The organism is Psychrobacter halotolerans, assembly GCF_039680845.1.
Classification (GTDB): Bacteria; Pseudomonadota; Gammaproteobacteria; order Pseudomonadales; family Moraxellaceae; genus Psychrobacter.
On sequence record NZ_JBDKWD010000006.1, the window covers coordinates 129,965 to 155,339 of the forward strand.

Consider the following 25,375-nt stretch of genomic DNA (forward strand, 5'->3'; position numbering starts at 1 on the left):
ATATTTTACGCTATTTTTCAATGTTGACTTCTATTCTTTCACCTGTATTTTTTAGTCATCTTCTTTATTCACATTTTTATTGATCCCTTTTCTTTAATCACCACATTCTGAGATTTTTATGATGCAAACATCGACTCAATCAACGACGGCTACCAACAACACACGCCCAGTGCGCACGCGTATCGCCCCATCGCCTACGGGTTTTCCTCACGTGGGAACCGCTTACATTGCCCTATTTAACTTAGCCTTTGCCAAAGCGCATGGCGGTGAGTTTATCTTACGTATTGAAGACACCGATCAAACGCGCTCGACTGAGCAATCAGAGCAGATGATTTTAGACGCCCTGCATTGGGTCGGTTTGGATTGGAGCGAAGGCCCAGATATTGGTGGACCACACGCGCCTTATCGTCAGAGCGAGCGTAGTGACATTTATAAAAAACACGCTGAACAACTGATCGACGCTGACCATGCGTTTCGCTGCTTTTGTACCAGCGAAGAGCTGGATGCCATGCGCGCTGAGCAAATGGCCAATGGCGAGACGCCACGTTACGATGGTCGCTGCGCGCACCTAGCACCAGAGAAAACTGCGCAATTGGTTAGCGAGGGCAAACCACACGTCATTCGTATGCGCGTACCAACCGACGGCGTCTGCCAAGTACACGACATGCTACGCGGTACGGTTGAGATTCCTTGGACGCAAGTGGACATGCAAGTATTGCTAAAAACGGACGGTATGCCAACGTATCATTTGGCCAACGTCGTCGATGATCATTTGATGGAAATCACCCACGTCATGCGCGGTGAAGAATGGCTCAACTCGGCGCCCAAGCATCAACTGCTGTATGACTATTTTGGGTGGGAGATGCCAACGCTTTGCCACATGCCCCTACTGCGTAACCCTGACAAATCAAAACTGTCTAAGCGTAAAAACCCAACGTCGATCACTTACTACCGTGATGCAGGCGTGTTGCCTGAGGCATTGCTCAACTATCTTGGCCGTATGGGCTACTCCATGCCCAATGACGCTGAACAGTTCACGTTGGAAGAAATGATTGCCAGCTTTGATATTCAACGCGTGTCATTGGGTGGCCCAATCTTTGATATCGAAAAGCTAAACTGGCTCAACGCCGAATGGCTACGCGCCCTCACGCCTGAAGAGCTGAAAAATAAAATCCTTGCGTGGGCCAATGACAGCGATAAATTAACTGCCATTGCAGCTGCGATTCAGCCGCGTATCGAGCTGCTCTCTGATGCGGTCAACTGGGGTGGTTTCTATTTCCAAAATCTACCAGAGATCACTGCTGAAAGTTTTACGCATAAATCGCTAACGCCTGAACAAATCATCGAGATGCTGCAACTGGCGCTGTGGCAGCTGGAAACCTTACCAACATGGTCAGAAGAAAACATCTATACCACGCTAAAAGGGCTCGCCGCGCACTTAGATATCAAAATGCGTGACTTTATGGCACCATTCTTCATCGCCATTGCTGGTAGCACGTCATCGACGCCCGTCATGAACTCTATGGCAATTATTGGCGCAGATATGACGTTGACGCGCTTGCGTCACGCGGTTGATGTACTTGGCGGTCTGGGTAAAAAGAAACTGAAAAAGTTAGAGAAGCAAGCGGCAGAATTACCAGACTTTTTGGCGGCTGAATAATTTAGACGCTGAATAACTTATCTGCTAAAAATTCAATTAGCTAAACTTGTCGTATTGAGGAGGGTCAGGCCAGTTCTGACCCTTTTTTCGTTGTTAGTAAGTACGACTACTCCCATACCATCAAAATTTTAACTGGAAATAAACATGGCTGCCAAAACCGTCACGATAGAAAGTAAAGACCACGTGTTTTCGACCCTAAAACACGCACAACGATACTATGATGACATCGTTAAAGAACTTTTTGAAGCAAACCTTACCCTAACCACCGGGCAGGATTTTGAAGATTTGAAATGGATATACACCACTTATTGTCGCTATACCAAGCATAATCTGGATAAATTGAGCGAGTGTGACATTGTTGGCTTTAAAGGTATAAGAACGATCCAAGAGAAAGGTGGTCAATATATGCCCACTGAATGCGGTGTCATTATTTTTTCTGATGACACTGAAGAGGAATTTCATACCGATAAAGCCATTAAAGAGATCGCTCTTAGGCAAAATCCACGCTAATTTAGCTTCATTAGGGAGTTAAACTCGCTTTTTGCATATTTTTTTGCATGTTTATGGTTTTTTTTAAAATAGGTGTTGACATACCCCTGTCACTTCCCTAAAATGTGCTCACTCTTAGCGAGGGGCTATAGCTCAGTTGGTAGAGCACTTGCATGGCATGCAAGGGGTCAACGGTTCGACTCCGTTTAGCTCCACCATCTTATTTATAGCAATGCTCAGTCTGACTGAACATTGATAATAAATACTCGCTAGTAGGACGATATCAGCACCTAGGCAAGGCTTGCTCTATTATTAATAGATAAGCTATCTGATATTGTGAAGTACCGTTGTAGCCTTTTTGGTTATAACACTCTATGCGTCCCCATCGTCTAGAGGCCTAGGACACCGCCCTTTCACGGCGGTAACGGGGGTTCGAATCCCCCTGGGGACGCCACTATTCGGCGTCACTTATTAGCACTTTTGCTTAGCATCAGATCAGACTAATAAGCGAACAATAAAAAAGCCCAGTCATCATACGGTGACTGGGCTTTTTTATGGCTGTTATTTTTGTCCGTCAACATTGTCCTAGAAGTCTCTGACAGCTCATTTATCACCACCACACTAACGATCATAGCAAGAGACAAACTCTCGAATTGCCCAGCCCCATTGTCTGTACTCTCCTTGGTAATAACCTTCTAAATAGACCCAAGGACGGCCTCTACTATCGTAATCTGCGTCTGTAATATAAACTTCACGCTCATTACGCAATTTATTGATGATCTTGCCATTGGGTTTTTCGCGAATATTGAGTGGCGTGCCAGTCGGATCTGTGACTTTACACACCCTCTCGGCGTGAGCGGTACTCATACCGATAATAATGGCGAAAGCTGACAAAGAGAATGTATGAGCCAACCGTTTCATTTTAAACCTTTATATAAACAAATGTTCTATTAAAATATTAGGGTTTAAAAAATTATGATAGCAGTTTAGATAAGATATTATCGCTTTATCCATTTTATAGAAATTAATTTGCCATGTTTTATCACTCAAACTCGTCTGTTATTAAATACTTATCTATAGTTAACCTTCAATACAAAGACTTTTAACATAATTTAATTACACATTCTTACATACTGTCTGTCTTGTCACTTAGTTTAACATTCTTCTACACAATCCTTAATCTTCTCTACTTAACAGTATTATAAATGCTGCCTGTTTTTCTTTATCCTGTCCTTATATTCATTATTGGTCATCTTTGGCATGATGCCGCTGGCAATCTTATTTTCAAGCCATCGTAATGCCAAAAACATAATGCAAGATTAGTTACTTAAAGAGGAAGGATTATGTTGTCTACTTATACCCCCCAACGACGTCCATCGTGGCGCGGTGTGCTTGCCGGCCTTGTCATGGGCATGATCGTTGTCATGGCGATGATTGCACTTGCTTTGGTGCTCAGCTCGTTTTTACCATTTGATCTAAAAGGCACCAGTATTGCTGGCGGTATTTATGCCGCGATTACGGCTTTAGTCAGTGCCTTTGTGGCGGGCCATTTTGCGATCAAATTTTCAGCCCCAGAAGCCTTGTTCGGCGATGGTACGGACATTGACCCAAAAGATGCCACCTTGACTGGTATGTTAACTGCGGCTTTGATCGTATTGTTAACGACTTTTTTTACCTTGAGCAGCGCCACTGGTATCTTGGCAACCGCGGGTAATGCGGTAGGTTCTACTGTTAGTACCGTCGCTAGCACGGCAGCAACTACCGCCACCGTTGGTGCAACTGCTGCGGGTCAAGCGTCACAAAATAATACGGTACAACAAAGAGCGCAAGAAATTTATCAGCGCGTATCAGGCGACATTAGCGAATCAGATATCCAAGCAATGGTTGCAAAAAACACGCAGAACCTGGATCAACAGCAAGTTGCCGCGACCAGCCGTGTGGTTGAAGACATGGTAAATAGCACTAAGACTCAAGTTCAAAACATGGACTTTACGGATATCAATACATGGCGCAACATTGATGACTATGCAAAACAACGCATGGCCTCTATTGAACAAACGCTAGAAGGCCCTGAGATGATCACGCGTCTACAACAAGAAGGCTTAACAGAAGCGCAAGCCATCGAAGTCCGTACTGAGGTGCAACAGGCATTTAACGAATATAGAGTACAAACTGAGCAGACCATTGCTGATGCAAGACAAGAAGCTGAAATGAGATTACAACAAGCTGAAGATGTGGCTCGTAAAGCGGCACTATACAGTGGTTTATTTTGGTTAATCAGCACGCTATTGACTTTCATTGCAGCGACAATGGGTGCAAGAAGTGCCGCGTCAAAATATCGCTTAGACAAGCCTATCGTGACGTTAGGTGACAACGTTAGATAATAGGTTCGCTAACATGTTCGCTAGGACAGTATAAGTTGAAGTAATAAAAGACTTATCTTAGATAAAGAAAAGCCCAGTCTTCATATGAGGACTGGGCTTTTTGACGTGTGCTATTTTAAATGTGTCTTAAATTTGCTTTTACTGCTTTGTCACTATCGATATCATTGCTAACGCATTTAATATTGGCTAATATCGAGGTTCTAGGGACTCTCTATTATCTACGCTTACAGTATGAAGTATTGAAGGAAGTGGTTTGCTATGTTCGGTATTGAAAATTATCTAGGGTTTATCTTAGCTGCCGTTCTGTTAAACCTGACGCCCGGCACAGATAGCGTATATATCATTACTCGCAGTGTCTCACAAGGACAGAAAGCGGGGCTTTACTCTGTGCTGGGTATTACTTCGGGCAGTTTGATACATACTTTATTGGCGGCGCTTGGGCTATCCGTATTGCTAGCCAGCTCCCCTATGGCTTTTATGATCGTAAAATATATTGGTGCCGCTTATTTATGCTATTTGGGTCTAAAAATGCTACTAAGCAAACCATCAAACGCCATAGCAAATACTTTTTCCAAGGATAAAGTGACTCTCAATCAATACAAGGTCGACCATTGGCAAATCTATAAACAAGGTGTATTGACCAACGTGTTTAATCCAAAGGTTGCCTTGTTCTTTATCGCCTTCTTTCCTCAGTTTATTGACACTCATTACGCTTATGGCACGCTGTCATTTTTGATATTGGGACTGACCTTTGCGAGTACTGGTCTAGTATGGTGTACTTGTTTGGCACTATTGGCCGCTCGGTTCAGCAAAAAATTGCGAGAAAACCCTTCTGTTGAAACGATATTAAATAAAATCAGTGGTGTGGTGTTTATTGGGTTGGGGATTAAGTTATTGGCTGAGAAGGGTTGAATGCTCAAGTAACGACAAAAATATATGTTATAAAAAAGCCCAATCCCCTATTTTAGAGAGGATTGGGCTTTTTTATGATTTAGCTTAACTAACTACTAGCCTGCTTCTTTGCTCTCAGCCGCCAATTGACGTAATACATAATGGAGCACACCGCCATGACGCACATATTCGCGCTCTTTGGGTGTCTGTAGCATCACGTTGACGTCAAAGGTCTCAGTTGAACCATCAGCACGAGTAGCCGTGACGGTCGCAGTCTTGCTATTACCATTATCCAGGCCTGTGATACTCAGCACTTCTGAGCCGTCAAGCTTGTAAGTAGCAGCGTTTTCACCTTCTCTAAAGGTCAACGGTAATACACCCATACCCACTAAGTTCGAGCGGTGAATACGCTCAAACGAGCTGGTCAATACCGCTTTGACGCCAAGCAAGATCGTGCCTTTAGCAGCCCAATCACGACTAGAGCCAGAGCCATACTCGGCGCCGCCTAATACCACGAGCGGACGCTTGTCTTCTTTGTACTTCATGGCCGCATCATAGATAGGCATCTCTTCGCCATCTTGTAGCGTCGCGTTATCACCTTCGAAATAATACGTGTAGCCGCCCTCTTTGCCGCCCATCATCGTATTTTTGATACGGATGTTGGCAAAAGTACCACGCGTCATAACCGCATCGTTACCACGACGTGAGCCATAACTATTAAAGTCGGCTTGCATCACACCGCGCTCTTGCAAGTACTTGCCCGCTGGTGAATCAGGATCAATATTACCGGCGGGTGAGATATGATCGGTGGTGATTGAATCACCGAACAATCCTAGAATGCGCGCCCCGTTGATATCTGGGATACCTTCTGGCTCCATGGTCATGCCATCAAAGAACGGTGGGTTTTTGATGTAGGTTGACTCTTCGCTCCACGGATACAACTGGCTGTCGGCTGAGCTAATAGCGTTCCAAGCTTTGCTACCTTCAAACACTTCGCCATAGTTTTTACGGAACATATCCGCGTCAATGTTGTTCGCAATCAGCTCATTGATCTCATCTGACGTGGGCCAAATGTCTTTTAAGAAGACATCATCGCCGTCCTGATCTTGACCAATTGGATGCGTCGTCATGTCGATATCAACCGTACCTGCCAGCGCATAAGCCACTACTAACGGCGGTGATGCCAAGTAACTGGCTTTGACGTGCGAGTGGATACGGCCTTCAAAGTTACGGTTACCTGATAATACAGCAGCGGCGACTAAGTCGTTTTCCTCAATACCTTTTTCGATGGCTTCAGGAAGCGGGCCTGAGTTACCGATACAAGTGGTGCAACCATAACCAACTAAATAAAAGCCTGTTTTTTCCAGCTCATCCATTAGTTTGGTTTTTTCTAGGTAATCGGTGACTACTTTAGAACCAGGTGCTAAGGACGTTTTTACCCATGGCTTGGCTTTTAGACCTTTGGCGGCTGCCTTTTTGGCCACCAAACCTGCGCCGATCATGACCGCTGGGTTAGAGGTATTGGTACAAGACGTAATCGCGGCAATGACCACTGAACCGTCGCGCAGTTTATGCTGCTTATCATCAATACTCACGTTTGAGAACACGTTATTGGCAGGCTCATATTTTACATTATCATCGCTTGTATCAACTTCGATTTTCGGTTCAGCAGCGAGATTGTCTGCTTGCACTTGCTCACCGCCTTCTTGGTCAAAGCGTACTTTACCTTCGACTTCTGACTTACGGTCTTTGTTCATCTTCTCTAACGTTTCGCCAAACTTCTCGTGCATATCAGACAGATTGATACGTTGCTGCGGTAGGTTTGGACCCGCCAGCGCTGGTTTTACAGACGATAAATCCAGCTCTAACTTGCTTGAATATGTTGCTGCTGGCGTATCGGCATCATGCCACAAGCCTTGCGCTTTAGCATATTGCTCAACCAGCTCAATTTGCGCTTCATCACGACCAGACAGGCGCAGATAATCAATCGCCATTTGGTCAATCGGGAAAATACCACAGGTCGCGCCATATTCTGGCGACATATTGGCAATCGTGGCGCGATCGGCAAGCGGCATACTATGCAGACCTTCGCCGTAAAATTCGACGAATTTACCAACCACACCGTGAGCACGTAGCATCTCTACCACTCGCAGTACCAAATCGGTCGCGGTCACCCCTTCAGTCAGTTTGCCTGTCAGCTCAAAACCAACCACTTGCGGAATCAGCATCGAGGATGGTTGACCAAGCATGGCGGCTTCCGCTTCAATACCGCCCACGCCCCAACCGAGAACGCCAATACCATTAATCATCGTCGTATGACTATCAGTACCAAATACCGTATCAGGATACGCGGTCAGCTCACCCTCAACTTCTGCGGCCATGACCACACGCGCTAGATACTCAAGGTTTACCTGATGCACAATACCCGTTGCTGGCGGTACTACCACAAAATTCTCAAACGCGTTACGTCCCCAATGTAGGAACTCATAACGCTCATTGTTGCGTTTAAATTCGATTTTTTCGTTCAGATCCAGCGCATCCTCGCGACCGTACGCATCGACTTGTACCGAGTGATCGACGACTAGCTCGCTGGGAATAAACGGATTAATCTGTTCCGCTTTACCACCGAGCTCAACCACCGCGTCACGCATGGCGGCCAAATCAACGACCGAGGGCACGCCCGTGAAATCTTGCAAAACCACACGAGCCGGCATAAAGGCAATCTCTTTTGAGGCTTCAGCGCCTGCATCCCAGTTTGCCACCGCTTCGATATGGTTTTCACCCACTGACTGACCACCATCTTCATTACGTAGTAGGTTTTCTAGTACGATTTTCATGCAAAACGGTAGTTTACTGATATTCTCATAGGTTTTGGCCAGTTTGGGCAAACTGTAATAGGCGTGTTCCTTGCCATCGACCGAGATCGTATCTTTCACATTAAAAATGTCACTCATGGTAGCTTCCTTATCTTCGTTTTTATCAAAGTTATCGAATCTGAACATAAACCGTACGACGTTTATGCGGATGATTGGTGGCTAATGGGGTGATGAATCTATGCTATAGCAGAGTCATCATGACTTAAAATTATAAGCGTAGAATTTGGCTGCACAAAACTGGATGTACAACATTCATTAGGTAACGTAGTTTTATAAAAGACCAGCGTCTTTTTGGTTTGTTTTACGTATTGACCATTACTCTCTCTACCATAACAAACCTATAAGGTTTTGTTAACGTTTAGTCGTTGTCAAATCGTGGCACAATCGTAAACGTCACAGTGCATTAGACCAATAAGTCCAAGTGTAACCTCTTTCAAAATTGTGCCGTGCGACTGGTATCAATTTTCCTTGCTTGCTGCGGTCACAGAGGCTACGAAAAATTTATCCCAGTCGTGTACAGCGATTGAGGTATGGTTTTACGCACAACTAAATCCTTTTTTAAAAATTATGGTCTTTTGCGGCGACCTGAACGAAAGACATGAGTATCCTCATAAAAGGCAGGATGCTCATTTTCAGACCAAAAATGCGGCACGCCTAAAATAGGCAATGGAGCAAGTTGGCGCGGGGTCACAGTATCTTTTGACAACAGTCTATCCATATAATCGGCCATCTTATTGTCCAAATCATCCATACGCTCGGACAACGGTAGCGCAAAAAAGTCTTGGGTCACTTGAATGACGATACTGTGGGCGCATAAGGGTTTACGCGGTTGCACCAGTTGTTCAAGCAAGGCATGACCAAAGATATATACCGCCGCTTGCGCATCCCTATCCATTTGCTTTGGGTCATCCCACTTGGCACGCGGTTTAACCAAACTTGCCTGCCAATCAAAACCAATCAACGCCTCACCAATACTCGCATCAGCCGTGACCAGCACTGCCCCATTTTCATCAAATATAGTGATGGTATCGCGTACCCGTCCTCGACGCTCGCCAACCCCCTGTGCTGCAATTTCTAACATATGGTAATAATTTAGCAGCGCCTTAGTCTTCGGGAAAGTCAGCCAAATACTGCCATTAAACAAATCATGTAAGTTATCGCGTGTGGGTATATTGCCCGTCGTCGCGATAAAGTGCTCGTACGCTTCGCCGTCGGGCAAGGCATTTTGCGAGACGAATGTGAGCGTTTGCGCTTGTGCGTCTTGCGTTGGTTTGGTGGTGGGCAAACCCTCTGGCGCATTATCGCATCGCAACAGTAAAGCGTTGTTTAATAGATCCGCGACGATATCGATTGGCTGATCGTCACGCGCGCTATGATGGTTTTGTTCATGTGGCTCACTCAAGCTTTTTACCGCATCGCTCATATAATTTAGCTGGTTTAAATGGCTTAGCCACGGCGCTTGCCAGTTGATGTCAGCAAAACGGTGATGCAGCCTAGGCAAATCATCAAAAGAGACATTGTTAAGGACAGAAGAAGGGGTATTTAAGGGTAAATCAGTCGCGGTCATATGAACTATCTCTATTAGACGTGTGGCTGGTCTATGGTATCATGGTGCGCTTTTTTACAGCTAGATGAGCCGCTCGAAAGGTCTTTTTGAGCGCTATTTATTGATGAGTGTCTATGGCAAATTTTAATACCCACTTAAACACCGCATTTATGGTGAGTGGTACGCTAAGTTTAACGGTTTATAAAGCAGGGTTGGTTGACGATTCGGGATTTTTAATGTGCGTGGCGCTTGGTACCATCGGCGGGCTGTTGCCTGATTTGGACTCCGATAATTCAACCCCAATCAAGCTGGGTTTTAACATTACTTCGTTTGTGTTTGCCTTTGGCCTCATTATGCATTGGCGTAATGATTTGAGCTTACTGGCACTGATCGCTTTGTGGCTGGCAGGCTACTGCTTTATGCGTTATACCGTTTTTTCCATTTTTACCAATATGACGGTGCACCGCGGTGTTATTCATTCCGTACCTTATATGGCAATATTGGGGCTAGGACTGACTTGTCTAAGCTATTACGTGTTGCAGATTTCGCTGACTGCCAGCTGGTTTTATGGTTTGTTTTTGTTTGGCGGAGCGCTGGTGCATTTGGCACTTGATGAGCTGTATAGCGTCAATTTATCCAACATGAAAATGAAGCGCTCATCCGGTACGGCGATGAAGTTCTATCAACCTAAAGACAAATGGTGGTATCTATTGCTGTATACCATTCTTGGATTATTGATCTACCTTGCACCGCCCTTCGATCCATTTTGGCAGCAACTGCGTGATCCAGCACCGTGGGCACAGTTAAAAGTCGGTATACTGCCTGATATCATAGAAGATATGCTGCGTGAAAGACCGTAATGATGCATGACGATCAAAACATCATGCACTGCTAATATCAATAAGAATAATTAGAGTACGCTATGTCGCTTTTTATACCATCTGCTCCCCAAATCTGCCCTTGCCAGATCAATCCGTCAATAGAAAAAGTAGACTCGCCACTCTCCTATCAAGAGTGCTGCCAGCCGTATCATGACGCTCTTTCTCATGAGAATATGGATGAGTTAGGCGCGGAGACTGCTGAACGTCTTATGCGGTCGCGCTATAGTGCGTTTGTCTTGGTAAAGTCAGACTACATTGTCAAGACTACATTGCCCGCGCAGCAAGCACTGCTGGATGAAAAGGCGATTAAGACGTGGGCAGAAGAGACGGATTGGGCAGGATTAGAAATCGTGCAGCACACGCCAACGCTTGGCAAGCGTCACGCACAGGTTGAGTTTAAAGCGTACTTTAATACCAGCAATGATACGTCTAACCAATTGCAGGCGCATCATGAATTGTCTGCTTTCATAAAGGTAAAAGACAAAGCTACTAATACTGCGCATTGGTACTTTTTAGATCCGACCGTCGCAATGACGGTGACGCAAAAGCAGCCGTGTATTTGCGGGTCGGGTGAGAAGTTTAAGCGGTGTTGTGGGGAGTATTTGTAAACCATTGCGCCACTTAAACTTGCTTGGAGTCGCATCTTTTTAACAACATCAGCAAGCTGTCACTGGGTTTTGAAAGACAAGGCCTCTACTGGATAGATAGATAAGATAAAAGCTCATTACCAGTATAAATACTGCGGCTACTTTGAGTGTGATTGGATTCACTCTAAACATCTTAACCAAGGCGTTTTTAATCTCTATGTCGCTAAGTAAGAAAAAGCAAAAAACTTGCGTAAGTATATAGTTAAACGCTTGAAAAAACTGAAATGTCCCACACTCTGTTTTTACAAAAGAAAATAGGCAGATATCGACTAAAATAGTGAATGCTAATAAATATTTGACACTATTTTTCAAAAAAAACCTCTCTTATTTCTTAGGCGCTTGGCTCATTGTAAAACGATAAACCCGCAAGAAATGTTTAAACTAAACACTCGCCCCAACCGCTCGTGCAATCGCGCGGCCTTCGTCAATCGTCAAAAACTTGCGCTGACTTGGGCTGTCTTTATAAATCACGTCGCCATCTTTAAATATCAGACATTCATTGACCGCTAGCTGCTGCCATTTTTCATTTTCGGTGAGTGGTACGGTCACCAGAATCGTCACTTTGTCTTTATCGGTCGTGACATCGCCAAAGTTAATCGCCAAATCATCATCCGCCAATTTTGCCTCGCCAAATGGTGCTTGGCGCGTGAGATAAAACAACAAGCTACCAGCATACGCTAGCTGCCATTTACCATTTGATATCAAACAATTAAACAAACCATTTGCGGATAAATAACGACATTGCGTGGTCAAAAAGTTAAACAAGGTTTGGTCATCAGGACGGGTTTTAAAGCTGCTTTTGAGACGATTGACGAGATAACAAAACGCCATTTCAGAATCGGTATTACCCACGGGCTGACAATGCGAGGCATTGCCGTTGTCCTGCAAGCGCTGGCAGCGTTTAATAAACTCACTATTCATCTGCCCGTTATGAGCAAACACCCACTGCTCGCCCCAAACTTCACGGACGAACGGATGGGTATTTGCCAAGCAATTCTGTCCTTGGGTCGCTTTACGAATGTGCGCGATGACATTCATGGCTTTGATAGGATAGTTATTAACCAAATCTGCCACAGGTGACAGATGACTGGGACGATTGTCATGAAACAAGCGCAGTCCCGTCGACGCATTTGCTGTGTCATCCGTATTGGCGCATTCGCCGCGCTCAAAAAACGCAATACCAAAGCCGTCTTCATGACTGTCGGTCATGCCGCCGCGCTTGCGAAAACCTGCAAAGCTAAAGCCAATATCGGTTGGTGTATTACAGTTCATTCCTAAGAGTTGACACATTTATAAAGTACCGCCGTTATCGTTGGCTTTTGCAGGATTGAGAGTCGCGTTGAGAGTAACGTCTGCCGACTCATCAAACATCTCGTCGGACGCTGTTGCCCCTTCTGTATCGATACTGTTTAGGATACGCTGGGCTTGTGCCAGCTCGGTATCTTGAACCCAGAGTACAATGCCTGAATTCATACCCGGCATCACACTCAGTGGTTGTAAGGACACCGTGATGCCATTATTACGCAGCAGATTGGCATGCAGCTCGCCTTGCATATTGGTATCGTAGCGCGCCAGTTTTTGCCAGTTATCAATTTGATCGGTCATGGGGTTGCCTTCATAGTTTTAATACAGAAATAGAGGAATAAGCAATGACTACAATAATTGATCAAGCTTACACGCTTTAATAGATAAATGACTACGATTGCTTAAGTTATCTCGTGCGAGCTCAGCTTGAGTAACACTACTAAAAATGCCTACTATTTGACTATTTTTCTCGGTATCCGCAGAGGTGTTTAATAATACAAAAACCGTATTTTGTGCTTTTTCGACGTGCGACCAATGATAAGCAGACAGACGTTTCATCAAATCTGGGTTTTTGACCATAATGTTATCACCCGTACGTCCCTCGGTACGGTTATAGTGAATCACATTTAGACGTAATAACCAAAATATCACTGCGGCTTTGGCAAGCATCACTGGTAAGGCACGCTTTTCATCATCACCCAGCGGACGTTTGGACTCGTATCCTTGCAGGAAAGCAGCCATTTTACTACGATCAAAATTCACCGACTCGCCCTGCTCAGCATCGCCCCACGTGGTACAAAAATCATTAATCGTAATCGCAATATCCATCACGTAATGCTCGACGCTGACCTCGGTAAAGTCCAGTAGCCCTGTGAGATGGGCTTCGCCTTTTTGCAGATGCCAAAGCGTATTGTCGGCAAACATATCTAAATGACATAGACCTTTTGGCAAGCTTGCAAGCGGTAAATCGGCATAAGCGCGCCAAATGTCGCTCATCAATTTTGCCTCATCGCTTGGCATAAATTGGCTTTCACGGTCGCGCACCTCGCTCCATGGATACAACGGTACGCCATATTGCTCGCTCGGTTGCAGCGCTTGCAAGGTCTCATGCAGCATCGCGAGAGCTGCGCCAATCTCATGACACATCGCTTGCGTGGTTTGCTCTGGATGCGTACCTGCCAAGCAAGGGACAAGCGTAATCGCTTTGTTTTCGTAGTGAATCACATAACGTTTATCACTGCCATCTTTAGTAGCATCAGCTTTAGCCATATCCGCTTTAAAAGTATCCGGCGCGCTCACCGTCAGTGGTGCAGCGACAGGCAGTTTGCCATCTAACTGATTGAGGATAACCGCCATTTTTTCGATATCAGCGGGCGGACGCTCTTCAAATAAAGTAAACACGTAAGAGGGCGCACCCGCTACGTCATCAGTCGTCTCAATAAACCAGTTAGAATTTTTGATGCCTTGCGTAATCGGGGTAGCTCGCGCAAACGACACGCCAAAGCTTTGGCAAAAGGCGGCAAATTGGTCATCGGTTAACTGGGTATAGACGGACATGACATCTCACTTGTGATCGTTAAATGGTAAAAGTAGAAGCTGAAATAATACATTCAATTTGGGCAATAATAAATGTGGCGGCAAGTAATAATAGTGACCATTATGTCGCTCATAAGCAAATTTTAAATTTCGGTATGATGCTTTGACGATACCTACTCTCTATAGTTTAGGGCATGTCCTTCATGCAATCGATAGTTATCTAAAATGGATTAAGCATTCTTTGCAATTTCTAAGCCCTTCTCAATCGACAAATAAACAGGCGTTTTTGGAACATTTTGATAAACCCTATCGCCATCTGCAAAAATGATGCATTCATCGACGGCAAGCTGTTGCCAGTCCTCATCACTGGTAAGCGGTGTGGTAGCAAGGATTGTCATGACATCACTTGCCTCATTGACCATTTCAAAATCCATCGTCACATCAACATCAATGAGAGCCGCTGAACCAAATGGTGCTTGACGGGTAACATAAAACAATAAGGTATCGGCATAGGCAAGCATCCACTCGCCATTGGACAGCAGACAATTAAACAAGCCATAATTCGCTAAAAATCGGCACTGCTCCGTTAAAAACTCATACAGTGTTTGCACATCGGGCTTATCGTCAAAACGGTCTTTGAGCTGATTGAGTAAGTAGCAAAACGCAAATTCTGAATCGGTATCACCTACTGGGCAATAGTGACGCGACGTACCTTGCTTGGATATCTCTTGTTTGATAGGGTCGCTATCGGGGATGTCTTTAATGGTCATTTTGCCATTGTGAGAAAACACCCAAGCTTCACCCCAAATCTCGCGGGTAAAGGGATGGGCATTACTTAATAATTGGTCATCTGACTTACGAATATGGACAATCGTATTGGCCGCTTTCACACGAGTTTGACTGACCAATTCGGCAAGCGGAGAGTCCATCGCCGCACGATTGTCATAATAAAGACGCAATCCTGTCGGCTCAAAGTAGGCGATTCCAAAGCCATCGATGTGATCGTCCGTCAGTCCACCACGAGCTCGAAAACCAGCAAAAGAAAAACCAATGTCAGCAGGATTTTTGCTGTTCATGGCGAGCAGTTGACACATAAGCAACCTTTGCATTTGTTTTGTAAAATAGTTACGCGTATCATAGCATTTTATGCAATCTATCTTTGTGTACTTGTACGAATTAATAGGCGGTTTTATGCTAGCAAAACGTATCATTCCCTGTCTTGATGTGGACAACGGCCGCGTGGTCAAAGGTGTTCAATTTGTCGATATCAAAGACGCAGGTGACCCTGTTGAAGTTGCCAAACGCTATAACGAACAAGGCGCTGATGAGATTACCTTTTTGGACATTACAGCCACCAATGATGAGCGTGATACCACTTATCATACCGTTGAGCGCATGGCAGAAACCGTGTTTGTTCCCTTAACCGTAGGCGGCGGCGTACGCAAAATTGCGGATATCAGAAACTTACTGAATGCGGGTGCTGATAAGGTCGCCATCAATTCAGCGGCAGTGTTTACGCCTGAATTTGTAGGCGAAGCGGCGCAAAAATTCGGCAATCAATGTATCGTGGTGGCAATCGATGCCAAGCGCGTCGACGATATTAGCGTCGATGGCATTGTTATGCCGCGTTGGGAGATTTTTACTCATGGCGGCCGCAAGCCAACTGGTATTAATGCCGTTGCTTGGGCACGTAAAATGGCAGAGCTGGGTGCGGGTGAGTTATTGGTCACCTCGATGGATGGTGATGGCACCAAAAAAGGCTATGATCTAGCACTCATGCAGCAAATCACCAATCAGGTTAATGTACCCGTTATTGCCTCAGGCGGCGTTGGTAATCTGCAACATTTGGCTGAAGGCGTGATTGAGGGCGGCGTCGATGCCGTGCTTGCCGCCAGTATTTTTCACTTTGGGGAATATACGGTTATGGAAGCCAAAAAATATATGGCATCACAAGGCATACAGATGCGCTTATAAGACATTGGTAAAATGCCAATAAATTAGAAAAAATGTTATCATAGCGCTAACCATTTATTTTCGTTCATTTAACGATAGCAAATCCGCTATAAAAGACATGTGGTGCGACTGAAGTAAACTTTTTGTAGCCTCTGTCAGCAACGACACAGTAAGCAAGCAAGAAAAATTTATTTCAGTAGCGCGTCGTAGTGTATGTTCCCTTTTATTTAGGACGGACTATACCTGTTTTTTTGATGACTCATTTATGACCAAAAAAGTTATTTGAACCTATCACTATATTTCGCCACTCACTTATTCCTATACTTCTATTGAAAGCCAATCAGCAAAGGATTTTTTATGTCAAATTTACAACAGCAACGCAATGACGTGACCCATATCGATGGTAATTTGCATCAAAACGCTGATGCCCGTATTGGTATCGTGGTCGGTCGTTTTAACGGTTTTGTCGTTGAGTCATTGGTAGATGGTGCTATTGACGCGCTACTACGTCACGGCGTGTTGGGTAGCAATATTACCGTCATCCGTGTACCGGGCGCGTTTGAGTTGCCATTGGTTGCCCAGCGTGCCGCTGAATCTGATCGTTTTGATGCCATCATTGCGCTAGGCGCTATTATCCGTGGTAGCACGCCGCATTTTGATTTTGTCGCAAGCGAGTCGGCTAAAGGCTTAAGCAGTGTGGCAATTGATTATAATATCCCAGTCGCAAACGGCGTATTGACGACCGACAGCATCGAGCAAGCCATTGAGCGCTCTGGCACGAAAGCAGGCAATAAAGGCTCAGAAGCGGCGATGGTCGTGCTAGAAATGATTGCCGTATTGTCACAGCTAGACATCGATGACGATAGCGATGCTGTTTAATTTCTAAGACTAGCATTTACTGGTTTTATGGGTGCTGCTATCACTGAGTAACAGTACCTAATAGCTCTAGCCAGCTATCAAAAGATTGGCTATTTTTTAACTTTTCGCCGTATTTCTATACTCATTGAAGACTTGAATAAGCAAAGCAAATACATATGTGTTCTGACAGTATTTTGTCTCAACACATTTGAATAGACCCTTTACTGATTGATGCTTTGACTGGGTATTATCTCAAAAATTTAGGTACAGACCCCCTATGACTGACCAACTCAAGCGCGCGATTAGCGCTGCGAAAACCGCACAAGCCAACGATCCACAAGCTGAAGCTACCCGTATAGCCAGCAGCAGTGCGGGTGATCAAACCTTTGATATGAGTGAGTCTTCTTATAAGACCAGTCATACGGCTATCCGTAAGGCGCGTCGCTTTGCCCTGCAAGGCCTATACGAATGGCTCGTCACCGATCGCCGCTTCGATATCGATGGTAAGCTTGGCTGGAAGGCCAATGCCCCGCATGATATCGCTGCTCGTACCCGTGCGACCAATGCCATGCACACCGTACATATCGGCTACTATCATGAAATGATGCGCGATATCCCAGATCAGATTGAAGCGCTGGACGCACTCATCAGCCAGCATCTTGATCGTGACATCGATAAACTGGACACGGTTGAACATGCGATTTTGCTGATTGGTGCTTATGAGTTACAAAACCGCTTTGAGATTCCATACAAAGTTGTGCTTGATGAAGCAATGAAACTCAACAATCATTTTGGCGCGACGGATGCGCACAAATTGATTAACGCCGTACTCGATAAAATGGCGGTAGAGCTGCGCGTGATTGAAATCGAAGCAGACACCAAGGCCAATCTACGTACGTCACAAAAAGTGCCTGCCAAACAGCCCGAGACCACGTCGGTCGATGACGTAGTAAGCAAATCTGATACCGATATTGAGGCTGATAGCGATAACGCACCAACGGCATCAAATAAGCCGCGTATCAGTGCCAATAATGCCAGCGTCAAGCGCAATAGCGCTAGCAAAGCCAGTGCCAATATCAGTGAGTTTAAGGCGAGTAAAAAAGACGCTGACGCCAAAAACCAAGACTAATCATGAACGAATTTGAGCTGATCGAGCGTATATTTTCCCAAATGCAAGCGGCGACGACGCTATCAAGCGATGTCGAAAAAGGCATTGGTGATGATGCGGCTGTGATAGCATTGCCCGCAGGTGCGCGTTTGGTCAGCTGCATTGATACCCTCGTTCAAGGCCGCCACTTTAGCGCTGACTGGGATGAAATCAATACACTGGCCTTTGCTATCGGTTATAAAGCGGTGGCAGTGAATGTTTCAGACATTGCTGCCATGGGTGCCTCGCCGCACAGTATTTTACTTGCACTGGCCTTGCCTAAACGTCTGGCAACAAGCGAATGGCTCAGCGAGTTTGCCAAAGGCTTGTTTCATGCCTGCCAGCTATTCGGTGTAACTTTAATCGGCGGTGATACCACGCGCAGCGATCATTTGGTACTGAGCGTGAGTGCGCAGGGGTTTTTAGACGCGGATACGCGAGCCATCTACCGCTCAGGCGCGCAAGTCGGCGACAAAGTTTATGTGTCCGGCACCCTTGGCGATGCCAATTATGCCTTGCAACACCCTGATAACGAAGAAGGCATAGCGCTGGCGCATCGTTTGCATATGCCGACGCCGCGCATTGCATTGGGAGCTACTTTAGCAACAATCGGTGCCACAGCCATGATTGATATCTCTGATGGCCTGTATCAAGATCTTGGACACATCTGTCAACAAAGCGCGGTAAGCATGCGTTTAAACCTAGAGCAGCTACCGAGTAGTACGCCTTTATCAGTCGTTGATTTGAATGAGCGCTTACTATGCCAGTTGGCAGGCGGCGATGATTACGAATTGGCATTTACCTTACCTGCTCATATTACGCCGCCTACCAGCAACGTCCCTGTTACTTATATCGGTGATGTCATTGCGATAACAGATAGCGTAGACAACCTAGATCACTTAGACAACTTAGACAACTCCAAGAATGACGTTATGCATTTACGTCCTGCACTTTATTATCAAGGCCAACTGGTCACACCCACTCACCCTACCCCGTTTTCCACATGGCCCACGCTTACTGGTTACCAACATTTCACAGGCTAACCTATGACCGATCACGACCTCACTAAACCCGATATACGTAAAGCCAATGATTGCCCTCCTTTGCCCGCCAACGCCAGTGTGCTTGACCGTTTGCTTTACTGGCTTGGTATCGGGTTAGGCAGCGGTCTACCCCGCCGTGCGCCCGGTACTTGGGGCACGGTTGGTGGTTTGATTGTGGGCGCGCCGCTCATGAGCTTGGGGTTTGTTCCTTTTTTGGTGCTGACCATTTTATCTTGTTTGGTTGGTATTTGGATCTGCGGTCGTACATCTGAGTTGATGCAGGTACACGATGATCCGCACATTGTGTGGGATGAATGGGCCGGAATGTGGATTACCTTATTACCCTTATCTTATATTTTTTCTTATGTATTCCCGCCACTCGATAACCCCTTATCGATGCTGTTACAGCCGATGTTTTGGGGTTGGCTACCGACAGCGTTTATCCTGTTTCGCGTGTTTGATATCTTAAAACCGCCGCCGATTGGCTGGGCGGATAAAAAAGTGGCTGGTGGCCTTGGCGTGATGTTAGATGACATTATTGCAGGTATCATGGCAGCCGCTATTTGGCTGGTTATTTTTATCAGTGTGATGATATTTGTTCCTGATAGCCTACCCTTGTTACTTCCTCAGTGACCTACTGTTATTGAAGAAAAAAGGTGCTGTGCAGTGACAAGACAGGGTTTATTTGACTGCTTGTCAATATTCGCATGGTAATGATCCACGCGGGACGTGGTAAAGATTCGAGCTAAATCGTCCTACATTTATTGGGGATGGTTTCGCGAGTTTTAGCGTAGCAAGTAGCAATATGCTATAGCATTTGACCACACTAAGTTACAAAGCTTGAACGCCATAAAATTATTATGAGCGAACATTTGCGCTATAATCGAATATTATATTTTGTTACATTCATACTTGATACACTTATAAGAGTCATTATGCAATCTCCTCTCTCTGTCATTATTTTAGCGGCTGGTAAAGGCACACGTATGCAATCAGCCAAGCCAAAAGTGCTGCAAACGCTGGCTGGTAAGTCATTATTGGGTCATGTGTTGGATACCTGTCATAAGCTTACGGTTTATGAAACTATTATTGTTCATGGTTTTGGTGGTGAGCAAGTAAAGTCAGAAATCACCCATCAGTATGCCCAGTCTTCCATCACTTGGGTTGCACAAACCGAACAGCTCGGTACTGGTCACGCGGTCAAAGTTACTTTGTCTGACTTACCAACAGAAGGTCAAAGCCTTATTCTGTATGGCGATGTACCCTTGGTAAGCTGCCAAACATTAACGGCCTTAAAAACAGCGAATACCGATGGTATGTCGATGCTGACATTGACCGTTGATAATCCAGTTGGACTCGGTCGTATCAAGCGTGACGATGCAGGTAATATCACTGCTATCGTTGAACAAAAAGACGCGGATATTGATGAGCAAAATATTAAAGAGATCAACAGTGGTATCTATTGCGTTGACAATGCTCTACTGCATAAATATCTACCCAAGCTGTCTAATGACAACGCCCAGCAAGAATATTATCTGACCGATATTGTCAAAATGGCCGTCGCCGATGGTATCACGATTGCTGCTATTGAACCTGAGCACACTTTTGAGATTGAAGGCGTCAATAACCGTCAACAGCTTGCCAGTCTAGAGCGCACATGGCAAGGCAAGCTGGTTGCTGATTTGCAAGAAGCCGGCGTCCAGTTTGCAGACCCGACGCGCGTAGATATTCGCGGCAGCTTGACTGCTGGGCAAGATGTTTTTGTCGATGTCGGTGTGGTATTCGAGGGTGACTGTACGCTGGGAGATAATGTTTATATTGAAGCGGGCTGTATTATCAAAAATGCCCACATTGGCAATGCTTGTCATCTCAAACCTTATTGTGTGATTGATAGTGCCGAAGTGGGTGCTGGTGTCGATATTGGTCCTTTTGCGCATTTGCGTCCTGAAACGGTATTGTCTGATAACAGTAGAATCGGCAATTTCGTTGAGATTAAAAAATCAATTATTGGTCAAGGTAGCAAAGTAAACCATTTAAGCTATATTGGTGATGCTACCGTTGGCACAGGCGTTAATGTGGGTGCAGGCGTTATTACCTGCAATTATGATGGCGTCAATAAATCAAAAACCCTTATTAAAAACAATGCATTCATTGGCTCCAATGCCAGTTTGGTTGCGCCGGTCACCATTGGTGATACTGCAACGGTCGCGGCAGGTTCAGTAATTACTAAAGACGTGGACGCTAAAGCCTTAGTATTTGGCCGCGCTCGTCAAACCCAAAAGGACGATTATCAAAGACCGATTAAAAAGGACTCGTCAAAGAACAACTGAAACGGTTACTAAGTCAATCATTGTGCTTTAGCAAGGTTAAGCAGTGCGGCAATTTTTGTGGTGCTGCTTCCTCGTTTTTATAAACCATGAATGTTTTGATATTGAATACTCACTTATATGATTGACTTATCTGAGTCAGCACCATCTATCAGAAATTAACAAAAGGATTAACTATGTGCGGAATTGTAGGGGCAGTTGCTGAGCGTAATATCGCCAATATCTTATTAGAAGGTCTCAAACGCTTAGAGTATAGAGGCTATGATTCTGCAGGTTTGACCGTGATCCGTGATGGTGAACTGCACCGCGAACGCCAAGTGGGTAAAGTGCAGGCGCTGGTCGATGCCGTTGCCATTAATCCAGAATTTTTTGATGGCCATACAGGTATCGCCCATACGCGCTGGGCGACTCATGGAGAGCCAGCACAGCGCAACGCTCACCCACATGTTTCAGGTAAGATCGCTGTCGTCCATAATGGTATCGTTGAAAACTATGCTGAGCTTAAACAAGACCTAGTGACCAAAGGCTATGAGTTTACCTCACAGACAGATACCGAAGTTGTGGCGCATCTGATTCATGATCTTTATAAGCAGACAAATGACTTACTAGAAGCGGTACGCAACGTCATTCCGCTATTACATGGTGCTTTTGCCCTTGGTATTGTCCACATCGATTGTCCTGATGAGCTGGTGACCGTGCGTTTGGGTTCGCCGCTTGTGATTGGTGTGGGCATTGGTGAGAATTTTATTGCTTCAGATCAACTGGCGCTATTACCTGTCACCAACCGCTTTGTGTATCTAGAAGAAGGCGACATTGCCAAGCTGACGCGCAAAAGCATTCAAATTTACGCAGATGGCGTAGAAGTAAAGCGTCAAATACATGAAATCGATGCCACACAGCACAATGCTGATAAAGGCGAGTTTAAACATTATATGCTCAAAGAAATCTATGAGCAGCCAGACGCCGTCGCCCGTACGATTGAGATGGGTATCGATAATGGCGAAAAGACCAATCTTCGCACCGACTTCTTACAGCGCCATGAGTCTCAGCTGTCTGGCATTCGTAATGTACAGATCATTGCTTGCGGTACCAGCTACCATGCAGGTTTGGTCGCAAAATATTGGTTTGAAAGTCTCATACGAGTGCCCTGCTCGGTGGAAGTGGCAAGCGAGTTCCGTTATCGCAATCCCGTCGTGGTCGATAACTCATTAGTGATTTGTATTTCTCAATCTGGAGAAACGGCCGATACCTTATCTGCGCTGCGCGACACTCAAAAGCAGATGCCAGCTGGTTTAGTGAGCTTGGCATTATGTAATGTTCCTACCTCTTCACTTGTCCGTGAGACAGATATTTTCTTACCAACGCTTGCAGGCCCTGAGATTGGCGTAGCCTCGACCAAAGCCTTTACCACTCAACTTGCCGCATTGATGCTATTGGTATTAAAGGTAGGCGTTGTTCAAGAGCGTATGACTGGCGAGCGCTTAGCCACTTTGATTGGCGATTTAAAGCAATTGCCCGGTCAGTTGTATGCCAGCCTACACCTTGACGCCCCTATCAAGGCGATGAGCGAAAGCTTTGAAGATAAGAGCAGCTGCTTGTTTTTAGGTCGTGGTTTGCAATTCCCAATCGCTCTTGAGGGCGCATTAAAACTCAAAGAAATCTCGTACATTCATGCAGAAGGCTATGCAGCAGGCGAGCTAAAACATGGTCCATTGGCCTTGGTCGATAGAGATATGCCAATTGTGGTTTTGGCACCTAAGGACAGCATGTTTGATAAGTTAAAAGCCAACATGCAAGAAGTACATGCGCGTCACGGTGAGCTATTTGTATTTGCCAGCGAAACCAGTCAAATGGTGGCAGAAGAGCGTATGCATGTGGTAAATGTCCCTGATGTCTGCGAAGTTTTGGCGCCTATCGTTTATAGTGTACCCGTACAGTTATTGTCTTACCATGTCGCTGTGATGCGCGGCACTGATGTCGATCAGCCACGCAATTTGGCAAAATCAGTGACGGTCGAGTAATCTAAGTTATTGATTTTTAATATAATTTTATTTTATTAATGACTTATCATACTCAGTCTTTACTCAGCATCTTATGATGCAATACTAAATCCTTCGCCATCTGATATGACAAGATGACGAAGGATTTTTTGTGCACAGCGATGTAGTAAAATACTGATAATCTATACAATGGTGGCATCTACAGTATGAGCACCAAAAACATGGAAATCGAAGGCGAAAGCGACACCGCTAAACAAATAGATATCATCTATGAAGATGAATTTTTGGTGGCAATTAACAAAGAAGCAGGTCTATTGGTGCATCGCAGTTGGCTGGATAAAGGTGAGACGCGCTTTGCCATGCAGCTCACCCGTGATGCGGTCGGTTGCCATGTGTTTCCGGTACATCGGTTAGACAGGCCGACATCGGGCGTGTTGCTGTTTGCTAAGAGCTCAGCGGTGGCACGCAGCCTAACCGAAGCCTTTACTGCACACGAGGTGACTAAGCAGTACTTGGCCGTGGTACGCGGTTTTATGCCAGAGCAAGGAGTGGTTGATTATGCCTTGAGCTTTAAGCCCGATGCCATTGCCGATAAGTTTGCCAACTTGGACAAACCTGCTCAAGAAGCGGTGACCCACTGGCAAAGTTTGGCACAAATTGAGCTACCATTTGCGGTATCAAAAAAGCATCCCACCAGCCGCTATAGCCTTGTGCGCCTGACACCTGAGACTGGACGCAAACATCAGCTGCGTCGGCATATGAGACATGTATTTCATCATATTGTGGGTGATACCAGCCACGGTGATATACGGCACACGCGTTTTTTCCGCACTCATTATGACTGTACGCGCATGCTGCTACACGCTCAGACGTTAGCGCTTAGCCATCCGGTCACAGGTGAGCCATTGGTGTTAAAAGCTGGATTAGATGCACAGTGGATGCGCATACTGGAAGCGTTTTCTTGGGTAGAGAGTGCTAAGCCTAAACTTATCTAAAATAATCAGTGAAAAAAGCCAAAATACCGCTGCTAAAGGTTCGGTTCCCTATACAGGCACCGAACTAGTAGTTCTAAATATGAACTTCATGACTAAAAAACTGAAAGCATAGTTCAATTTGACACATGGGTAGAATTTAAAATTATGATTAGAGCATTGAGTAAGAATGATACTGACTTCATATACATATATAGTGTTTATGAAGGTAAAAACTATAGTGAGAATAAAGTTGAAACTTATTATTTAGCAAGCTGTAGTACTTACCAAGGCCTAATAGCACATAGGGAAAGTGAAGTCTATAACATAGAGGTGTTAGCAGACAACTACGTAAGCCTAACAACGGTTGATTTATCGGCAGGTCTAAATGATAGGATGCATCCTATACTTTGTGATTTTCTAAAGAATGATTGGGAAACTTATGAAGGTATCGTTGAAGGACAGCTTGAACCTTGGCTTGAATTTCAAAAAGAATTGGGGCATAGACCCTGATTAAGTTAGTTTGCAATAAATAAGACTAAATACTATTGTTTTTAAATATAAATTAGTACGTAGGTTAGGCGGAGCTTTCGATACTCAAAAATAAAATAAACCCAACTAAAAAGCTACGAGGCTCAATTCTATCGTAGCTTTTTTTGTTTATCATGGACAATAATGGCAATATCAAAATATAATAATCAAATTACTTAGTAAAATTGATAAGAAGTTTTAATTAGGGTATACCCCAACGGAACCAGCTAAAAAGCCTCAAAAATCCATTAATAGACCACTCATAATAGACTGATATAATAGAAATACTTATACCAGACTACTAAACTATACATGACTCGCAGCATTAGG

21 protein-coding genes, 2 tRNA genes and 1 pseudogene are annotated in these 25,375 nt (G+C 45.0%); 17 read left to right on the forward strand and 7 right to left on the reverse strand.

Annotated elements, in window-relative coordinates; genetic code table 11:
* Positions 1 to 118: 118 nt before the first annotated feature.
* The 4 genes from gltX to AAJP47_RS11760 all read left to right on the forward strand — a co-directional run bounded on the left by gltX (position 119) and on the right by AAJP47_RS11760 (position 2,603).
* Positions 119 to 1,660: a glutamate--tRNA ligase gene (gltX, locus tag AAJP47_RS11745; RefSeq protein WP_346718104.1), complete on the forward strand. Its 1,542-nt coding sequence runs from the start codon at positions 119 to 121 to the stop codon at positions 1,658 to 1,660.
* 144 nt (positions 1,661 to 1,804) lie between these two features.
* Positions 1,805 to 2,170, forward strand: a complete 366-nt coding sequence (locus AAJP47_RS11750) for a hypothetical protein (protein ID WP_346718105.1) — start codon at positions 1,805 to 1,807, stop codon at positions 2,168 to 2,170.
* A 121-nt stretch (positions 2,171 to 2,291) separates the two neighbouring features.
* Positions 2,292 to 2,367 (forward strand) — tRNA-Ala (locus AAJP47_RS11755).
* Between the two features lie 160 nt (positions 2,368 to 2,527).
* Positions 2,528 to 2,603 (forward strand) — tRNA-Glu (locus AAJP47_RS11760).
* A 167-nt stretch (positions 2,604 to 2,770) separates the two neighbouring features.
* Here the strand turns inward: AAJP47_RS11760 and AAJP47_RS11765 are convergent.
* Entirely contained in the window at positions 2,771 to 3,070 is a 300-nt protein-coding gene (locus AAJP47_RS11765) for a hypothetical protein (protein WP_346718106.1), read from the reverse strand.
* Between the two features lie 422 nt (positions 3,071 to 3,492).
* Here AAJP47_RS11765 and AAJP47_RS11770 point away from each other — a divergent pair, with 422 nt between their 5' ends.
* Together AAJP47_RS11770 and AAJP47_RS11775 are read left to right on the forward strand one after the other, a co-directional pair.
* Positions 3,493 to 4,533 carry a hypothetical protein gene (locus tag AAJP47_RS11770; RefSeq protein ID WP_346718107.1) on the forward strand — a complete coding sequence of 347 codons (1,041 nt, stop codon included), beginning with the start codon at positions 3,493 to 3,495 and terminating at the stop codon, positions 4,531 to 4,533.
* A 258-nt stretch (positions 4,534 to 4,791) separates the two neighbouring features.
* Positions 4,792 to 5,445 carry a LysE family translocator gene (locus tag AAJP47_RS11775; RefSeq protein ID WP_346718108.1) on the forward strand — a complete coding sequence of 218 codons (654 nt, stop codon included), beginning with the start codon at positions 4,792 to 4,794 and terminating at the stop codon, positions 5,443 to 5,445.
* 95 nt (positions 5,446 to 5,540) lie between these two features.
* Here AAJP47_RS11775 and acnA read toward each other — a convergent pair whose 3' ends face one another.
* Positions 5,541 to 8,378, reverse strand: coding sequence for an aconitate hydratase AcnA (gene acnA, locus AAJP47_RS11780; protein WP_346718109.1), 2,838 nt, complete (start codon positions 8,376 to 8,378; stop codon positions 5,541 to 5,543).
* Between the two features lie 487 nt (positions 8,379 to 8,865).
* Positions 8,866 to 9,867 carry a DUF3025 domain-containing protein gene (locus AAJP47_RS11785; RefSeq protein ID WP_346718110.1) on the reverse strand — a complete coding sequence of 334 codons (1,002 nt, stop codon included), beginning with the start codon at positions 9,865 to 9,867 and terminating at the stop codon, positions 8,866 to 8,868.
* 113 nt (positions 9,868 to 9,980) lie between these two features.
* On the opposite strand from AAJP47_RS11785, the gene AAJP47_RS11790 reads away from it, so the two are divergent.
* Together AAJP47_RS11790 and AAJP47_RS11795 are read left to right on the forward strand one after the other, a co-directional pair.
* Positions 9,981 to 10,706 (forward strand): metal-dependent hydrolase, encoded by a 726-nt coding sequence (locus AAJP47_RS11790; RefSeq protein ID WP_346718111.1) that lies wholly within the window; start codon positions 9,981 to 9,983, stop codon positions 10,704 to 10,706.
* Positions 10,707 to 10,768: 62 nt separating this feature from the next.
* Positions 10,769 to 11,335 (forward strand): YchJ family protein, encoded by a 567-nt coding sequence (locus AAJP47_RS11795; RefSeq protein ID WP_346718112.1) that lies wholly within the window; start codon positions 10,769 to 10,771, stop codon positions 11,333 to 11,335.
* A 420-nt stretch (positions 11,336 to 11,755) separates the two neighbouring features.
* On the opposite strand, the gene AAJP47_RS11800 is transcribed toward AAJP47_RS11795, so the two are convergent.
* The 4 genes from AAJP47_RS11800 to AAJP47_RS11815 all read right to left on the reverse strand — a co-directional run bounded on the left by AAJP47_RS11800 (position 11,756) and on the right by AAJP47_RS11815 (position 15,309).
* Positions 11,756 to 12,664, reverse strand: coding sequence for a class II glutamine amidotransferase (locus tag AAJP47_RS11800; RefSeq protein WP_346718113.1), 909 nt, complete (start codon positions 12,662 to 12,664; stop codon positions 11,756 to 11,758).
* Positions 12,665 to 12,979 (reverse strand): hypothetical protein, encoded by a 315-nt coding sequence (locus tag AAJP47_RS11805; RefSeq protein ID WP_346718114.1) that lies wholly within the window; start codon positions 12,977 to 12,979, stop codon positions 12,665 to 12,667.
* Between the two features lie 48 nt (positions 12,980 to 13,027).
* A complete protein-coding gene (locus AAJP47_RS11810) occupies positions 13,028 to 14,236 on the reverse strand; it encodes a homoserine kinase (RefSeq protein ID WP_346718115.1) in 1,209 nt (402 codons plus the stop codon).
* Between the two features lie 209 nt (positions 14,237 to 14,445).
* On the reverse strand, positions 14,446 to 15,309 hold the full coding sequence (locus AAJP47_RS11815) for a class II glutamine amidotransferase (RefSeq protein ID WP_346718116.1): 864 nt from the start codon (positions 15,307 to 15,309) through the stop codon (positions 14,446 to 14,448).
* Positions 15,310 to 15,406: 97 nt separating this feature from the next.
* Between AAJP47_RS11815 and hisF the strand changes: the two genes are divergently transcribed.
* From hisF to AAJP47_RS11860, 9 genes and pseudogenes are all read left to right on the forward strand, one after another.
* Positions 15,407 to 16,189: an imidazole glycerol phosphate synthase subunit HisF gene (gene hisF / locus AAJP47_RS11820; protein ID WP_346718117.1), complete on the forward strand. Its 783-nt coding sequence runs from the start codon at positions 15,407 to 15,409 to the stop codon at positions 16,187 to 16,189.
* 336 nt (positions 16,190 to 16,525) lie between these two features.
* On the forward strand, positions 16,526 to 17,047 hold the full coding sequence (gene ribH / locus AAJP47_RS11825; RefSeq protein ID WP_346718118.1) for a 6,7-dimethyl-8-ribityllumazine synthase: 522 nt from the start codon (positions 16,526 to 16,528) through the stop codon (positions 17,045 to 17,047).
* Between the two features lie 256 nt (positions 17,048 to 17,303).
* A pseudogene (gene nusB, locus AAJP47_RS11830) lies at positions 17,304 to 18,146 on the forward strand (transcription antitermination factor NusB); the annotation flags it as partial.
* Between the two features lie 11 nt (positions 18,147 to 18,157).
* The gene (gene thiL, locus AAJP47_RS11835; RefSeq protein ID WP_346718120.1) at positions 18,158 to 19,216 is read left to right on the forward strand and encodes a thiamine-phosphate kinase; all 1,059 of its coding nucleotides are present in this window, start codon (positions 18,158 to 18,160) and stop codon (positions 19,214 to 19,216) included.
* A 3-nt stretch (positions 19,217 to 19,219) separates the two neighbouring features.
* The gene (locus AAJP47_RS11840; RefSeq protein WP_346718121.1) at positions 19,220 to 19,849 is read left to right on the forward strand and encodes a phosphatidylglycerophosphatase A family protein; all 630 of its coding nucleotides are present in this window, start codon (positions 19,220 to 19,222) and stop codon (positions 19,847 to 19,849) included.
* 302 nt (positions 19,850 to 20,151) lie between these two features.
* Positions 20,152 to 21,546: a bifunctional UDP-N-acetylglucosamine diphosphorylase/glucosamine-1-phosphate N-acetyltransferase GlmU gene (glmU, locus tag AAJP47_RS11845; RefSeq protein ID WP_346718122.1), complete on the forward strand. Its 1,395-nt coding sequence runs from the start codon at positions 20,152 to 20,154 to the stop codon at positions 21,544 to 21,546.
* A 173-nt stretch (positions 21,547 to 21,719) separates the two neighbouring features.
* Positions 21,720 to 23,564 (forward strand): glutamine--fructose-6-phosphate transaminase (isomerizing), encoded by a 1,845-nt coding sequence (glmS, locus tag AAJP47_RS11850; protein ID WP_346718123.1) that lies wholly within the window; start codon positions 21,720 to 21,722, stop codon positions 23,562 to 23,564.
* A 185-nt stretch (positions 23,565 to 23,749) separates the two neighbouring features.
* A complete protein-coding gene (gene truC / locus AAJP47_RS11855; RefSeq protein ID WP_346718124.1) occupies positions 23,750 to 24,538 on the forward strand; it encodes a tRNA pseudouridine(65) synthase TruC in 789 nt (262 codons plus the stop codon).
* A gap of 144 nt (positions 24,539 to 24,682) precedes the next feature.
* The gene (locus AAJP47_RS11860) at positions 24,683 to 25,027 is read left to right on the forward strand and encodes a hypothetical protein (protein ID WP_346718125.1); all 345 of its coding nucleotides are present in this window, start codon (positions 24,683 to 24,685) and stop codon (positions 25,025 to 25,027) included.
* Positions 25,028 to 25,375 lie beyond the last annotated feature (348 nt).